15 protein-coding genes and 1 pseudogene are annotated in these 15836 nt (G+C 60.1%); 9 read left to right on the forward strand and 7 right to left on the reverse strand.

Annotated features, from left to right (window positions below):
• Nucleotides 1–5 precede the first annotated feature (5 nt).
• Nucleotides 6–162: pseudogene (locus BS630_RS38600) on the reverse strand (SDR family NAD(P)-dependent oxidoreductase); the annotation flags it as partial.
• Nucleotides 163–202: 40 nt separating this feature from the next.
• Between BS630_RS38600 and BS630_RS31240 the strand changes: the two are divergent.
• Nucleotides 203–985, forward strand: coding sequence for a pyrroline-5-carboxylate reductase (locus BS630_RS31240; RefSeq protein ID WP_077980524.1), 783 nt, complete (start codon nucleotides 203–205; stop codon nucleotides 983–985).
• Between the two features lie 95 nt (nucleotides 986–1080).
• Here BS630_RS31240 and BS630_RS31245 read toward each other — a convergent pair whose 3' ends face one another.
• On the reverse strand, nucleotides 1081–1629 hold the full coding sequence (locus BS630_RS31245; RefSeq protein WP_003550363.1) for a cupin domain-containing protein: 549 nt from the start codon (nucleotides 1627–1629) through the stop codon (nucleotides 1081–1083).
• Nucleotides 1630–1773: 144 nt separating this feature from the next.
• Here BS630_RS31245 and aptA point away from each other — a divergent pair, with 144 nt between their 5' ends.
• Nucleotides 1774–3108, forward strand: coding sequence for an omega-aminotransferase AptA (gene aptA, locus BS630_RS31250; RefSeq protein ID WP_077980525.1), 1335 nt, complete (start codon nucleotides 1774–1776; stop codon nucleotides 3106–3108).
• An 84-nt stretch (nucleotides 3109–3192) separates the two neighbouring features.
• Here aptA and BS630_RS31255 read toward each other — a convergent pair whose 3' ends face one another.
• From BS630_RS31255 to alr, 3 genes are all read right to left on the reverse strand, one after another.
• Entirely contained in the window at nucleotides 3193–4215 is a 1023-nt protein-coding gene (locus BS630_RS31255; protein WP_077980526.1) for a helix-turn-helix transcriptional regulator, read from the reverse strand.
• A gap of 83 nt (nucleotides 4216–4298) precedes the next feature.
• A complete protein-coding gene (locus BS630_RS31260; protein WP_077980527.1) occupies nucleotides 4299–5549 on the reverse strand; it encodes a D-amino acid dehydrogenase in 1251 nt (416 codons plus the stop codon).
• A 29-nt stretch (nucleotides 5550–5578) separates the two neighbouring features.
• Nucleotides 5579–6712 (reverse strand): alanine racemase, encoded by a 1134-nt coding sequence (alr, locus tag BS630_RS31265; protein WP_077980528.1) that lies wholly within the window; start codon nucleotides 6710–6712, stop codon nucleotides 5579–5581.
• 126 nt (nucleotides 6713–6838) lie between these two features.
• Here alr and BS630_RS31270 point away from each other — a divergent pair, with 126 nt between their 5' ends.
• Complete coding sequence (locus BS630_RS31270; RefSeq protein WP_003550368.1) at nucleotides 6839–7303, forward strand: Lrp/AsnC family transcriptional regulator; 465 nt, start codon at nucleotides 6839–6841, stop codon at nucleotides 7301–7303.
• Nucleotides 7304–7319: 16 nt separating this feature from the next.
• Here BS630_RS31270 and BS630_RS31275 read toward each other — a convergent pair whose 3' ends face one another.
• Nucleotides 7320–8045: a helix-turn-helix transcriptional regulator gene (locus BS630_RS31275; protein ID WP_077980529.1), complete on the reverse strand. Its 726-nt coding sequence runs from the start codon at nucleotides 8043–8045 to the stop codon at nucleotides 7320–7322.
• 162 nt (nucleotides 8046–8207) lie between these two features.
• Entirely contained in the window at nucleotides 8208–8846 is a 639-nt protein-coding gene (locus BS630_RS31280; RefSeq protein WP_077980530.1) for an acyl-homoserine-lactone synthase, read from the reverse strand.
• 182 nt (nucleotides 8847–9028) lie between these two features.
• Between BS630_RS31280 and BS630_RS31285 the strand changes: the two genes are divergently transcribed.
• The 6 genes from BS630_RS31285 to iolE all read left to right on the forward strand — a co-directional run bounded on the left by BS630_RS31285 (nucleotide 9029) and on the right by iolE (nucleotide 15758).
• Entirely contained in the window at nucleotides 9029–9373 is a 345-nt protein-coding gene (locus BS630_RS31285; protein WP_077980531.1) for a helix-turn-helix domain-containing protein, read from the forward strand.
• A gap of 327 nt (nucleotides 9374–9700) precedes the next feature.
• On the forward strand, nucleotides 9701–11128 hold the full coding sequence (locus BS630_RS31290; RefSeq protein ID WP_077980532.1) for a glycoside hydrolase family 15 protein: 1428 nt from the start codon (nucleotides 9701–9703) through the stop codon (nucleotides 11126–11128).
• Nucleotides 11129–11223: 95 nt separating this feature from the next.
• On the forward strand, nucleotides 11224–13095 hold the full coding sequence (locus BS630_RS31295; protein ID WP_077980533.1) for a GMC oxidoreductase: 1872 nt from the start codon (nucleotides 11224–11226) through the stop codon (nucleotides 13093–13095).
• Between the two features lie 81 nt (nucleotides 13096–13176).
• On the forward strand, nucleotides 13177–14295 hold the full coding sequence (locus BS630_RS31300) for a ferritin-like domain-containing protein (RefSeq protein ID WP_077980534.1): 1119 nt from the start codon (nucleotides 13177–13179) through the stop codon (nucleotides 14293–14295).
• On the forward strand, nucleotides 14292–14780 hold the full coding sequence (locus BS630_RS31305; protein WP_077980535.1) for a hypothetical protein: 489 nt from the start codon (nucleotides 14292–14294) through the stop codon (nucleotides 14778–14780). Before BS630_RS31300 ends, BS630_RS31305 begins: the two co-directional genes overlap by 4 nt.
• 39 nt (nucleotides 14781–14819) lie before the next feature.
• The gene (iolE, locus tag BS630_RS31310) at nucleotides 14820–15758 is read left to right on the forward strand and encodes a myo-inosose-2 dehydratase (RefSeq protein ID WP_077980536.1); all 939 of its coding nucleotides are present in this window, start codon (nucleotides 14820–14822) and stop codon (nucleotides 15756–15758) included.
• Nucleotides 15759–15836: the final 78 nt, after the last annotated feature.

Raw genomic sequence — 15836 nt, forward strand, 5'->3', positions numbered from 1 at the left:
CGTCCGCCGGCGCGCATGATAACGGCGTCAAGCATCGGCGTAAGGATTTTGCCGGGGCAGACGGCATTGACCCGCAGCTTGTCGGGTGCATAGTCGCGGAGGTTCTGGTGAAGGCGGCGACCGCCGCCTTTGTCGCTTAAAGGCGATGTGGTTCGACGCAGGGATGTCGCGTTAGGCCCGTTGCGGGCTGCGGAGTAGTCAAATGAAAATCGACAGTATCGGATTCGTCGGAACCGGCGCGATCACCGAGGCGATGGTTCGCGGGCTTCTTACTGAGCCGGCCTATGCCTCCGAGATTCACGTGTCTCCACGAAGCGCTCACATCGCCGCGACGCTGGCAGACGAATTTGCCACTGTCAGAATTGCCAAGGACAATCAGGACGTCGTCGAGCGCAGCGACATGGTGTTCCTGGCGATACGGCCGCAGGTCGCCGAGGATGTCGTGCGCGCGCTATCGTTCAGGAATGGCCAAATGGTCGTCAGCCTCGTTGCGGCGACGGAGCGCCAGGCCCTCTCAGAATGGATCGCCGCCGACGTGCACCTCGTGCAGGCGATTCCCTTGCCCTTCGTCGCCGACCGGCAAGGCGTCACCGCCATCTATCCGCCCGATACCGCCGTCGCAGCGCTTTTCGATACGCTCGGAACGGCTGTCCAATGCCAGTCGAGGAAGGAATACGATCTTCTCGCAGCAGCGAGCGCAATGATGTCGACCTATTTCGGCATCATGGAGCAGGTTGCCGTCTGGCTGGAAAGAAGCGGCCTCGAAAAGGCGAAGGGACAGGCCTACATTGCCCCGCTCTTTGCAAGCCTCGCGCAGAAAGCGAACAGCCCCGGCAACGAACCGTTCAGCGCGCTGAGCCGCGAATTCGCGACCAAGGGCGGACTGAACGAGCAGGTTCTTTCGGACTTCGAGAAGAAGGGCGGCCTTGGCGCGCTGACCGCTGCACTCGACGGCGTGCTTGCTCGGATCGAGGGCAGGAACTAGCGCATTGGCCCGAAAATCAGAATCGATTTTCGGGCCAATGCGTAACTTCAAAGTGTTAGAGCGTCCTTTGTGCGTCCGAAGGGACGCACGGCGCTCTAGAAAGTCGGTGGCGTGCAGGCGCTGATGACCTCGCAGGGCACCGGTCCGACGCAGCGGAAGCGGTGCGGGCGCCGGCTTTCGAAATAGTAGGCGTCACCCGCTCCAAGGATCCGCCGCTCGTCATCGACCGTCACCTCGAGCCTTCCCGAGAGCACGATCCCGCCCTCCTCCCCCTCGTGAACAAGGGGGACCTTTCCGGTATCCGCGCCCGGCTGGTAACATTCCTTGAGTATTTGCAGGCTGCGCCCGAAGAGATTTTCCCCAACCTGCCTGTAGGAAATGGCGCCCTTGCCGATCTCCACCAGCTCCTCGGCCGCATAGAAGGCCTTCCTGGGACGCTCGGGCTCGAAGGCGAAGAACTCCGCCAGACCGATGGGGATGCCGTCCAGGATTCGCTTCAAGGCCCCGACCGAGGGATTGGAAGCGTTCGATTCGATCAGCGAGATCGTCGAATTGGGCACACCGGTGCGCTTGGCGAGCTCGCGCTGGGAAAGCTTATGGGCGATGCGGAGATGGCGAAGGCGGCTGCCGATGTCGACTGACATGATGCGGTTCGTTTGCGTTGTCCAGAATATCCAAAATCATATCTTTCGATCTGTTTAATTTCAACGGCTTGCGCCGACAAAGAAAACGACTTGTTTGAAAGGGAGAAATTGTCATTCTCGGCGCCATTCCCAAAGGAGGCCAGGATGGACCAGCTCAGCAAAACGAACGCGCCCGTACTCGAAAATTTCTGGATGCCGTTCACCGCGAACCGGCAATTCAAGGCCGCGCCGCGCCTTCTCGCAGCAGCGGAGGGAATGTACTACACCGACGTCGATGGACATCAGGTGCTTGACGGCACGGCCGGTCTCTGGTGCTGCAACGCCGGCCACGGCCGCAAGAAGATCGCCCAAGCCGTCGAGCGACAGCTTGCGACACTGGACTATGCGCCGACCTTTCAGATGGGGCATCCGATCGCCTTCGACTTCGCCGCGAAATTGGCTGCGAACGCTCCGGGCGGTCCGCAAGCCAAGCTCGACAGGATCTTCTTCACCGGCTCTGGCTCGGAATCGGTTGATACGGCGCTGAAGATCGCCATCGCCTATCAGCGGGCGATCGGCCAAGGCACCCGCACGCGGATCATCGGACGCGAGAAGGGATATCATGGCGTCGGGTTCGGCGGCATTTCCGTCGGCGGTCTCGTCAACAACCGGCGGGTCTTCCCTCAAATACCGGCCGACCACATGCGCCACACGCTCGACGTCGAGCGTAATGCGTTTTCGAAGGGCCTTCCCCTGCACGGCGTCGAACTGGCGGACGATCTTGAGCGGCTGGTGCAGCTGCATGGCGCCGAAACAATCGCGGCTGTTATCGTCGAGCCGATGTCGGGATCGGCGGGTGTGGTCCTGCCTGCGAAGGGCTATCTGGAGAAGCTGCGTGCGACGGCCGACAAACACGGCATCCTGCTGATCTTCGACGAGGTCATCACCGGTTTCGGCCGTCTCGGTACGCCTTTCGCGACCGACTATTTCGGCGTCGTGCCTGACCTGGTCACGGCAGCAAAGGGCCTCACCAACGGCGCGATCCCCATGGGCGCAGTCTTTGCCAGCCGCAAGATCTATGACGGCCTGATGGTCGGACCGGAAAACGCGATCGAACTCTTCCATGGCTATACCTATTCCGGCCATCCGGTCGCCTGCGCAGCCGGGCTCGCTACGCTGGAGATCTACGAGGAGGAAGGCCTGCTGACGCGCGCATCCGCCTTGGCCGAACACTGGCAGGAGGCTCTGCATTCGCTGACAGGCCAGCCTCATGTGGTCGATATCCGCAATCTCGGCCTGGTCGGCGCGGTCGAACTGGCTCCTCGTGACGGGGCGCCTGGAACCCGCGCCTATGACATCTTCGTTGACTGCTTCAACAAGGGCCTGTTGATCCGGGTAACCGGCGACATTATCGCCCTCTCGCCGCCGCTCATTATCGAGAAAAGCCAGATCGACACGATCGTTTCGATCCTCGGTGATGCCCTGAAGCGTGCGGCATAGATCCGTATCTCGCTTGCCGTTCCCGCCGGCGATCAGACACCTGGTCCATCGTCGGCGGAACCATCCGGCACGCCGAAATGGAGCTCAGCGCTTCAATGTCTGTGACGGCAGCTGGCCGAAACGCTTCCTGTATTCGGCTGCAAATCGCCCCGGATGCATAAATCCCCATTTTAGCGCGACGTCGGCGATGGCCTGCCTCGCGTCGGACTCGAGCAAATCTCGATGGGCGGCGGCCATCCGAAGGTCCTGCAGGTAGGACATTGGGGTCGTATTCCTGAACTGCCGGAAACCTTGTTGCAAAGTCCGAACGCTTACCTTGGCTGCCATCGCGATGTCGCTGAGCGAAATCGGCTCGGCGATGTGTTCCTGCATGAAGTCGATCGCCCACTTCACATGGCGTGGAGCCGGTGCAGGAGCAGGAAGCGCAAGCTCGTTCGAATAACGATTGGGGCAGGATTCCAGAAGCAGATAGATCGCCGCGTCGCACAGCGAGCTGACCGCCAGCGGCGCCCGTTGCAGCGGTCCGTCCCCACTGAGACCGCGATGCAGGCTCGAGACAATTTGCTGCAACACGAGCCCCGGGCCGTTCGTCAGATCGATGTGAGGATGAAAATCGATGTCGCCGCTGATCGTTCTCTCGAACATATGCGTGAGGTGACTGACGATCTTCGCCTGATCGACGAACAGGCCGAAATGACGGCGTGGCCCAAACAGGCGGGCACCGGCGGCGCGACCTGCCTCCAGGATCGTACCGCGGGCTGGAACCGAATAGATTTGCTCCCGCATGCCTTCGAAAGATGCGTTTCCTTCCATCGGCAGAAAAACGATCATCCTGTCGCTGGGCGCCTCCCGCCTGATCAGGATTGTGCCTTCGTAGGTGCAGTCGGCGACGGTTACCTCTTCTCCCACGGATACGAAATTGCAGCGGTATGCAATCGGCATATTGCCTTCGGCCGCAACCTTGATCGGGGAGTTCGGCGTCGACAATATTTCCGAGAGCTCATCCGGGTCTGTTCCACTGTGTGCTGTCTCCCGAAACGACATGCCCTGCTCCGCCAGCTGTCGGGTGAGGCCGCCGTTGTTCCGGATATGAGAATTGACAGACATTCGTGACCTCAAAAGACGATGTACAACAAGTGATAGCGGATTTACGCAATCATGCTCATCTTGTTTGCGTTGCCAGGACAGGTTCAGCCGTAGCGGCTGATTGCGAGATCCTTCGCGTCGATCTCCGGCTGGCCGCCGCTGACGAGATCGGCGATGAGCCGCGCCGAACCGGTGCTCATGGTCCAGCCGAGTGTGCCGTGACCGGTATTGAGAAAGAGGCCGGCAACTTTCGTCCCGCCGATGACCGGCGTGCCATCAGGCGTCATCGGACGCAGGCCGGACCAGAAGGAGGCCCTGGAAATATCGCCTCCGGGGAAGAGATCGGTGACCGAATATTCCAGCGTGCTGCGGCGGGCGAGGCCGAGATCATTGGTGTAGCCTGATATTTCGGCCATGCCGCCGACACGGATGCGGTCGCCGAGCCGGGTGATCGCGATCTTGTAGGTCTCGTCCATGACGGTCGATTCCGGCGCGCGTGACGCATCGGTGATCGGGATGGTGAGCGAATAGCCCTTGACGGGATAGACCGGCAGCCTGATGCCGAGCGGCTTGAGCAGCAGCGGCGAATAGCTGCCGAGCGCGACCACCACCGCCTCGGCACTCATCCGCTCACGATCGGTGATGATCCCGCGCACCCGGCCGGCCTCGACATCCAGCGCCTTGATCGTCGTCCCGTAAGCGAAACGGACGCCGAGCGCCTCGGCTTTGGCCGCCAGCGCGTTGGTGAACTTGAAGCAATCGCCGGTTTCGTCCTTCGGCGTCAGCAGACCGCCGACAATCTTGTCGCGCACATGCTTCAGCGCCGGTTCGAAGCGGATGCAGCCGTCCCGGTCCAGCACCTCATAGGGAATGCCGTCGGCAGCCAGCGCCTTGACATCCTTTGCCGAGGCATCGAGCTGCTGCTCAGTGCGGAACAGCTGCAGGGTTCCCTGCATGCGTTCGTCATAGGCAATGCCGGTCTCGGCGCGAAGGTCGGCTAGCGCGATGCGGCTGTAGTCGGCAAGGCGCAGCATGCGGCTCTTGTTGATCGCGTAACGCTCGAAGGTGCAGTTCGACAGCATCCTCGCCATCCAGGAGAGCATGGCCATGTCGAGTTTCGGGCGCAGGATGAGCGGCGCGTGCTTCATGAACAGCCACTTCATGGCCTTCATGGGAATGCCGGGCGCTGCCCATGGCGAGCAATAGCCGAAGGAGACTTCGCCGGCATTGGCAAAGCTCGTCTCCAGCGCCGGACCCGGCTGCCGGTCGACGACCGTGACCTCATGGCCGGCCTTGGCGAGCTGATAAGCGGATGTGACGCCGACGATGCCGGCTCCTAGAACGATGACTTTCATGATGTTCCCAATGATGGAGCCGCCGGCTCTTAGCGATATTGCCTGTCGTAACGATCGCCCAGGCCGGTTAGGATTTCGTAAGAAATGGTGCCGGCGTCTCGAGCGATGTCGTCGAGCGTCTGATGGCGGCCAAGCACTTCGACGAGACTGCCAAAGGTCAGCGCGCCTTCGGGCAGTGCTGATACGTCGACGGTCGCGCTGTCCATCGACACGCGGCCGACGATCGGCAGGCGGATGCCCTTGAAATAGACGGCACCGCGGTCGCCGAGGCATCGCGGCAGGCCATCGGCGTAGCCGGCGGCAATGGTGGCGAGACGCGTTTCCCGTTGCGTCACATGCGCGCCGCCATAGCCGATCTTCGCACCCGCGGGCACAGTGCGCGTCTGCACGACGGCGACATTGAGGCTGACGACCGGCTCCATCGGGTTCTTCTCGCCGGCGTTCGGAGCGCCGCCATAAAGCGCGATGCCCGGGCGAGCGAGCACGCCGTGATAGGCGTGGCCCAGGAAAACGCCGCCGGAATTGGCGAAGGAAATATCGAAGCCGGGAAATTCTTCGGCGATGCGGGACATCTCTTCAAACTGGTCGCCGTTCTGCTCGCTGTCGATGTCATCGGCCGAAGCCAGATGGCTCATGATGAACAGGATTTCGACATTGCTGCCATCGCGAAGAGCCGCCGCCAGCTCTGCTCGCTCTTCCCTGGGAAAACCGAGCCGCGACATGCCGGTGTCGAACTGCAGGACGGCTGGCAGGCAGCGCTTCAGAATGCGCGCAGCCGCCGACCATTGCCGCCACTGCGCCAGTGAATTGAGAACCGGGACAATGCCCATCTCGGCGCAGGCGATCTCGTTGCCCGGCTGCAAGCCGTTCAGCACGAAAATCTGGGCGTCGTGCGCAAGTGCCGGCCGGAGCCTCACGGCCTCGACAAACTGGGCGACGAAGAAATGCCTGCAACCTTCACTGTGAAGCGTTCTCGCCACCCGCTCAGCGCCAAGGCCATAGGCGTCAGCCTTGACGACGGCGCCGGCGCGGACCGGCGCCAGCATCGATACGAGCTTGCGATAGTTACGGCCAAGGGCGGCAAGATCGATTGTCAGATAACCCGTGGCTCCCTGCGTGGTCGTCGCAATGCGTGTGCGGGAAACCAAAATATCGCTATCCATGTCCACCCCTTTTCTATCTCAGGGAGTTTATGAAATAATGAGCGAAATTGCCGATCATTCAGTAGTTGATTATTGCATGCTCCGCCTATTATCCGCATAATCGATAAAAATTTGGAACGATCCACTATGCCCGCTCTCGACGCCATCGATCGCAATATCCTGAGACTGCTGCGCCTCGATGCCCGCATGAGCAATGCCAAGCTCGCCGCCGAGATCGGTCTCTCTCCATCCGCCTGTCTCAGGCGCATCAAGATCATGGAAAAATCAGGCGTGATCCGCGGCTATACGGTGCTGGTAGACACCGGCAATGCGGATGAGATGATCGCCGTGATCATCAACATCACTCTCGAACGACAAACGGAGGACTATCTCGACCGCCTCGAGGCGGCGGTCCGCCGGCATCCCGAGATCCGCGAATGTTTTTTGATGACCGGCGGTTCCGACTACCTGCTGCGCGTGGAGGTTGCCAATGCCGGCGAGTTCGAGCGGATCCACAAGGAGATCCTGTCGACCTTGCCCGGCGTCCTCAGGATTCATTCCAGCTTCTCGATCCGCAATGTTCTGGCGACGCGCACGAGGGGCAGGCGCTGAACCGCGATCACCAAGCCTATATCAATTCGAGTGCCGTGGCCTTGGCGACCGCTTCGCTCGTCGTGGCGACGGTCAGCTTCCGGCGTGCCGAGGCGAGATAGAGCTGCACCGCGCTTACCGAAATGCACAGGCGGGCGCAGATCTGCTTTGCCAGAAGGCCGCTGGCCGTCATCTCAAGACATTGCAGCTCGCGGCGGGACAGTTGCGGAAAATCCGCAATTTTTCTCATCCCCGACAGAACCATCGCCCTGTCGTGGAGATGGTGGGCGAGAAACTGGAGGTCGCGCATGCTGTCCATGCGAAATTGTCGCCAGTAGGCGTCGGGATGGTTGGAGGTCACCGTAAACAGCGATCGCTCCCCGTGAGGTCCCCGCACCGGCAGGGTAACGCCTTGCCGGCCGACACCGAAGGCCATCGCCTCCTTGAAGAAGCCATAGGCCTGGCCTGAATCCCATTTAGACGCAGACCATTCCACGGGCAGGAAGCCGCGCTGGCCGAGGCGCACGACGGGATCGATGCTGAAGTAATCCCGGTCAAGATATTGCTTTACCCACTCGGGCGGGTAGGTCAGCATCAGCAATGGATTGCTGGCCGTCGCCCCCGAGGAGCGTGTTACATGCAAAACCATGTGCGATATCGCATAGATGTGGCGGACTTCGTCCAGAGTCGTTTCCAGGTCCCCCAATGTCGGCGATGCGGAGATCCGGTCCAGACTGTAGAAAAAACGAGAACTGCTCAGCATGAGATGGACTCGTGGTTGTGTGTTGTCCTGACTGCTCGCGATGGTAACATTTCGAGATTGCCGAGAACAGCATATTTTATGGCAACTATGGCGCGACGTGAAGAACAGGTTAAAGAGCTGGCGAGACCTATCCCACTGCTGGGCGTGGGACAGCGACTGCACTTACTGCATGCCGCCATCGACAAGGGCTCTGGCAGGATAGGGAGAGGCTTGCTCCAGCAGTCGGGACAGGTTGGCCCGAAGTGTTCGACAATTGTCCGCGGTCACATCCCATAGGCCAACATACAGCTTGCCGATCTCAGGCCGAGATCGAGCAAGCGGCGTCGGCCTCCAACCGATCCTGCGGTACACCCCAACCATCGCGACATCATAGACGCCGACGATGCTTTCGATACCGGTGTCGAGCGCAAGATCACAAAGCCCTGAGAGCAGCTCCGTGGCGACTGTGCGCGATTGGTCTATGTGTCCGGCAAGCGGATGAAGGCAAAAGCGGGTACATTCCCAGGTTGTCGGGCTATCGACGTCGATAGGCTGATCGAAGAAATGCCGGAACTCGCTTTTGAGCATCGTCGCTCCTGTGGTCGGCAGCAGGCGCAGCGAACCCGTCAGCGTGCCGGAAGGTCGTTGCGTGACGAGATATACGGGATCTTCAGCCTCGTCGTATCGGTCCCTTTCCCACTGGTCCCGGACATCGACCTGCCATCCCAGCCGATCGCGAAAAACGGCGGCGCGAGCCCGAAACATTTCATCGAAAGCACGTCGATCGGTGTCGAGCATGTCTTTGGTGAGTATCCGCAACATATCCGTCCCTCCTGATGTGCTGACGTTTCACAACAAGAGGTCGACCGGGAGCAATCTGGATATTTCACCAGGTTGACCGGTGCTTGGCTTTGCCTTCCCATTTCATAAGAAATTTCTGATGTTCGTCGATCGAAAGCTCTTGGTAATTGCCAATTTTAACGCAACCAACGGGAGGATTCTTGATGACCCACGACATGGCACGCGGCAAACGTATTCGAGAGGCGATATCCCGCGGCAAGTTCCGGAAAGTTCACGCGCTGGCGGCCGAACTAGACGTGTCCGTCGCCGCCGTCTCACGCTGGCAGAATGGCGGTCATACCTCGCTGGAAAGCGCCTGCGCGCTCGCCAACCTGCTGGATGTCTCCCTCGACTGGCTGCTGCTCGGGCGAGGCACCATGGACTGGCATAGGAACAGCGCGATCTCCGCCACGGAATTGCAAATGGTTCTGGCGTTGCGCAACCGATCTGCGGCAACACGGTCCAATCTCGTTGGGCTGGTCGAATCCATCCCTCCGGAGCACCCATAAACGCCAAGCGCAATTCTGTGAGACTTTTTGACCTGAGATCAACAGCTTCAGGTTGATAAAAAGCTGATCGTCGATGATCTTTCTAGTTAAAGCTTCAAGGGCGGCACAACAGGGCGGCAGCCGCCCTGCCCTCGCCGCCGCAGAGACGTTGTTTTCACTCTCAACGCAGAAGGGTCGTTGGCGCCGGCTTTTGACGTGAAATACGCTGGACGGAAATTATCGAAAAACGCATCGCCACCCATTCGGCCGCAAAATTTTTCCCATCCGGGTCCGGAATATTTTCTCGATCTGGTCCCGGCAAGCCTCAACCGATTTTGGAGTCAGTCAATGACAGTTGCGCTTTGGAGTCAGTCAATGACAGGTGCGAACCCGGCCCATATCGGTGCCAACGCGCCTACCGTCAAACCGCGGCCTGCCTTCGCGCAGACCGACCTGGTCGCGTTGTCGCGCTATTTTTCTCTTCTGATGATGCGCAACATCACAAGCGATGGCTATGTCATCGAGGATCCCACATCGCCCGGCGTCTTCTCTGCCCCCGGCTGCGTCATCGCCGCACCCTCCTATCCAGCGAACACGCCTGGGGTCGACCAAGACTATGTTTTCAACTGGGTCCGCGACGGGGCGATTACGGCAATCGAGATCGCGCTTGCCGGCTTGCTGCCCGTTCCGGGCGGAGTTTTGCCGAGCCTGGTCGACTACGTGAACTTCGCCGCGCTCTGCCAGGCGAATGCGAAGAATTCCGACACCGTCACACTTGGCCACGCCTGCTTCACCATCACCGGCGAGGTTCGTCCGTGGTCGGAGCAGAATGACGGGCCGGCCATTCAGTCGATTGCGATCCTGACCCTGTTCGATCAGCTGGACGGCGCCACGCAGACGATCGCCAAACAACTGGTCCAGGCCAACCTCGCTTATCTTCTCGAAGTTTACCAGAACAAGACCACAAATCTCTGGGAGGAATATGAGGGCTATTCGTTTTTCGCAAGAGCCGTACAGCTGCGCTTTTTCCGGGAAATTTCCACAAACACGATCGGTATTGCGGTGCCTGTCGGGGTGGCCGACGCCATCTCCTGGCTGGAAAGCCAACTGGCAACCCACTGGAACGGGCAGCTCTATGTGAGCATTCTGGATGCCGCGGATCAAGCCGGTTACGACGCGAATATCGATATCGTCTCTTCGGTCTGCTATGGCGGGATCGAGCCAACCGATACCAAGCTTCTGGCAACGGCGGCCATCCTGCGGCGCCAGTGGGCCGATCCTTCGTCTTCGAACTATTACCCGGTCAATGGCGCCGACGCGGCCAACGGGCTCGGACCACTCTTGGGGCGCTATCCAGGCGACCATTACGATGGCGATGTGGCGGCGCCGGTTGCCGGCGGGCATCCCTGGGCTCTGTGCACCGCCAACTTCGCCGAGTTTCAATATCGGCTTGCCAATGCCATCGATTCCAGCGGCGCTATCGCCCTCGATCAGTTCTCCGAACCCTTCTTCGCGGAACTGGGACTTGGCGCATCCAGCAGCGCCGCCGACGCGTCGGCTGCCTTGCGGGCTTCGTCTGACGCCATGCTGCGCGCCATCGTCTATCACAGCGATCACTATGAGCTGAGCGAACAGTTCGATGGAACCGTTGGCTACGAGAAAAGCGTCCGGAATCTGACCTGGAGCTACGCCTCCTTTCTCTCGGCAGTCAGAGCCCGCGCCGCCGCCCCGGCCGCCAAGTCCAAACCCCGAAACTCTCGCGGCCCGAAATCATGACGATTGAAGGCCGCAGGGCCTGAAATCTCGATCGAGTCCAGAACGGCATGGTTCGCAAAGCTGATGCAGCTTTCCGGGATTAATGGAGGACCAAAGTGCTTTTTCCCCTCGAATCGGCGATAAGAGCCGATGCCAAGACCGTCGCAGAGTCTGGCGACTACGATATCGTGATCGTCGGCAGCGGCATTTCCGGAGCAATCATTGCCAAGCAGGCTGCGGAAGCGGGCAAACGTGTCCTTATCCTTGAAGCCGGAACCGGTTCCAATGTCACTCTGGCAGGCTATGACAATCTGCTGACGACTTTCTATTCGGCAGCCTCCAAGGACAACCAGTCGCCCTTTCCGCTGAATGCGAACGCGGCCATACCCCGCAGCCCGCAGCTTCGCAAGCTGCAGGCGGGGGAAACCGATAGCTCGAACTATATCGTTCAATCCGGCCCTTACGTCAGTGATACGGTATATACCCGTATTTTTGGCGGAACGACCATGCACTGGGAGGCGAAAACGCCCCGCCTGCTTCGCTCCGATTTCAAGACGCGCACCATTTTCGGCCACGGGCTGGACTGGCCGCTGAGCTTTGAGGAAGTCGAGGAGGATTACCGCCTGGCCGAGCGGGAAATCGGCGTATCGGCGAATGTCGAAGATCAGCAATATCTCGGGCAGACCTTCCCGGACGACTATGTCTTTCCCATGCGCGGCCTGCCGCTTTCCTATCTGGATCAGCAGGTCAACAAGGGCATCGAAGGCACCAGCGTCAAACTTTACGACAAGACCTATCCCCTGAAGGTCAGGCCCTATCCGCAGGGTCGCAATGGCATACCCAACCCGGCCTATGACGAAGGGAAGGGCTACCGTCCAATCGGCGCCGTTGATACGCATCAGGTCGAAGAGGGCGGCCGGTGCCAAGGCAACACCAACTGCGTACCGCTCTGTCCCGTGCAAGCGCGCTACCACTCCGGCAAAACGCTCGCCAAGGCGTTCGCTGCAAACGGGAATGGCGGCGAGCGGCTTGTCGAACTGCTGCCGCAGGCGGTCGCATCGAAGGTCAACATCGATCCGGATAGCGGGAAAGTCCGCTCTCTCGAGGTCAAGATTTACAAGGACCCGGCCTCACCGGCTCACGAGACCATCACCGTCAAGGGCAAGGTTTTCGTGCTAGCGGCAGGCGCCATCGAAACCGCGCGTCTTATGCTGGCCTCCGGCCTGCGCAGCACCAGCGGTCTTGTCGGACGCAATCTGATGGACCACGCCTACCTGCTGAACTGGGCGCTGATGCCTGAGATCTGCGGCACGATGCGCGGAACCAGCTCGACGGGCGGTATCGTCGACCTGCGGGACGGCCCTTTCCGGGAAAAGCAGGCCGCCTTCGCCATCGATATCCATAACGACGGCTGGGGTTGGGCCACGGGTGCGCCGACCTCCGACCTTCTGGAACTGGTGGATAATCGCAACCTCTACGGCGCGGATCTTCGGCGCGGCATGGTCGACCAGGTTTCGCGGCAGTTGCTGCTGGCGTTCATGATCGAGGTCATGCCCGTCGAAAGCAACCGCATCTTGGTGGATCCGCAATATACCGATGCTCTGGGCAACATGCGGCCCATCCTGTCCTTCACGGTTCCGGAATATACCATGAAGGGTGCCGCCTATGGCCGCCAGTTTGCGCGCACCGTCTTTACCCGCCTAGGCGCGCAGGACCATACCCATTACGACCCCAGCGATTTCGGCTATGTGGCCTATGAGGGACAAGGCTATGCGATCCGCGGCGGCAATCATCTGGCCGGCACCCATATCATGGGAACGACGAAGACCAATTCCGTCGTGGACAAGAACCAGCGCAGCTGGGACCACGAAAACCTCTATCTCGTGGGCGGCGGCAGCATGCCGACGATCGGCACGGCCAATGTCACCTTGACGCTGGCCGCCATGTGCTTCCGAAGCGGTCGCGACATTCTGAAGTCTCTGCATTGAACGAACACCGGCATCCGCTGCGCAGAACCGATGCGACACGAAGCCGGCCGGTGCACTCAACTTATTTCATGGAGCTTGAGCATGGATTCCCGCAGTATCAAGACGCTCGATGAGCTGAAAGAGTTTCTCTACCGGGCGATGCAGCTCGAACATGCGACGATTCCGCCGTATCTTACGGCGCTTTACTCGATCAAGCCCGGCGTCAACCAGGATGCGACCCAGGTTCTGCGCGTGATCGTCGTGGAAGAAATGCTGCATCTGACCATCGCGGCCAATATTCTTAATGCCATCGGCGGCAAGCCGGATCTTGTCAGGCCGGACTTCGTAGCCAGCTATCCGGCCGCCCTGCCGGACGGCGAGACCGATTTCAAGGTGGGCATCCAGGCATTCGGCCGTGAGGCGCTGGCGACTTTCCTGAAAATCGAGCGGCCGGCCCAGCGTCCTGAACATCTCGTCGGCAAGGGCCTGATGTACCGCAAAACTCCCGCCGACATCACCGCGCTTGCCAGCCATCCGAGCCATGAGGACCTCCATTTCTACAGTATCGGCGAGTTCTACTCGGCCATTGCGGAAGGCATCAAATATCTGGAAGCTGAAGCGCATGGGGCGGGCACAACTATCTTTACCGGCGACAGGTCGCGCCAGATCACCTCGGAATATTATTACTCCGGCGGCGGCGAGCTGTTTCCCGTGACCGATCTGAAAAGCGCCTTGGAAGCCATCGAGCTCATCATCGAACAGGGCGAGGGCGACGGCGGCGGTATCTACGACGACAACGACCACGAACTGGCCCATTACTATCGTTTCGAGGAGCTGGTCAAAGGCCGCTACTACCAGAAGGGCGACCAGCCCGGCCAGCCCACGGGTCCGCACTTACAGGTCGATTGGGAGGGCGCCTATCCCATAAAAGAGAACCTGAAAGTAAAAGATATACTCGTAGGTTCGGAACTGCGTGAGGCGGCGATCGCCTTCAACACGCGCTATGGGGAATTTCTCCAGCTTTTGACGCGTGCCTATAACGGCCAGCCCAGCCTGCTGCTGGAAGCCGTTCCGATGATGTTCGAATTCCGCAACATGATCCTCGAACTCATCCGCAATCCCCTGCCGAAGCATCCCGGTAAGAACGGCAGCCCCACCTATGAGATCCCCGGCCGTATGACACAGCCAGCCGTCACCCGGCAAAAGGAGGTGAACGCATGAGCAGCCGTTTCGAACCATTTCTGGGTCTCTCCGTCGAATTGACGGCCTTCTCCTACTTCGATCTTCTGGGAACCGGCCTGGCGGAACGCTATCTCGCCACGCTCGACAAGGTGGTCGGGAGCGAGATCACCGACACGTTGCTGGCCGCTTTCACCGCCCTGCCGCCGCCGGAAGGTGAGGCCCGTATCCAGGCCGTGCGCACGACCATTCTCGGCAATGAATTGCTGGGAGACGTGGCCCGCGCACTGATCAAGCTCTGGTATTCCGGCACATGGTTCGAGTTGTCCACCGCCTGGACGGAGCGCTTTGGCCCCAGGCCTGCGAATATCACCTTCGTCGTATCTCCCGATGCCTATGTCGAGGGCCTGCTCTGGAAGGCGATCGGAGCCCACCCTGCAGGCGCCAAGGGGCCTGGTTTCGGCTCCTGGGCCTCTCCGCCGAAAATTCCGGCTTTTTCCGGCTCTCGATTCCAAAACCTGACCTGACGCCGCTTCCGTTTGTCTTCAAAGAACTGGATCATTGCCATGACGACACATCTGCATCGACTGACGCCCGACAAGGTCTGGCTCGGTGTCATCCCCACGCTCTGGTGGAATGACGATTTCATCAACATCGACATCGGCATCCCCTACGAGCAGGCTCTGAGTGAAATGGCGCTCGCCGGTTATGTCGGATGCGGCGTCGGGCATAAGTATCCGACAGACCCGAAAATACTGCGGCCTGTCCTCGAACTCAGGGGATTGCGGATTTCCGAGCCTTGGGTGAGCACCTACTTCACCATCAAGGCGATGAATCGTCATACGCTTGAAGACGTCGATGCTCAGCTCGACTTCCTCGAAGCCATGGAAGGCGGCAGCGACGATCCGCGCAGGGCGGATCTTGTCGTCGCCGAGTTTGGCGGGGCGGTCAATCCGCTTCCAGTCGCTCTGTTTCCGAATTGCCCCGAATTCTCCGAGGACGAGTGGAAACAGCTGATCGAGGGCCTGCATGCAGCCGGAGAGAAAGCCAGGGCCCGCAACCGCCGGCTCTGCTATCACCCGCATCTCGGAACCGGGGTGATGAAGACGGAGGCGATCCACCGGCTCATGGACGAGACGGATCCTCGCCTGGTCAACATGCTGCTCGATACCGCGCACCAGGCGGCTGCCGGCGTCGATCCGCTGGCGCTGGCCAGAAAATACGCCCACCGCATTAAGCATGTACATCTGAAAGACATTCGCGCCAAGGTGGTTACGAAGATTCACACCGGAGAATTGTCCTTCCAGCAAGGGATCGAGGCGGGGATCTTCACCGTGCCGGGCGACGGCTCCATAGAGACCTTTCCGGAAATCCTCGATGCGTTGGCCGAGGCGGATTTCGCCGGCTGGATCTGCATCGAGGCGGAGCAGGACCCGGCCAAGGCCAATCCGCTGCAATACGCGAAAATGGGCCGCGAATATCTGCGCAAGCTGCTTGGATGGTAGCCCGGCGCGGACCATTTGTTTCAGCCCGATGGCGATGTGAAGGAGGCGGGGACGGATCTCGCCTCATCACAATGCCGG

The sequence above is a fragment of the Rhizobium laguerreae genome, from assembly GCF_002008165.1.
GTDB lineage: Bacteria > Pseudomonadota > Alphaproteobacteria > Rhizobiales > Rhizobiaceae > Rhizobium > Rhizobium laguerreae.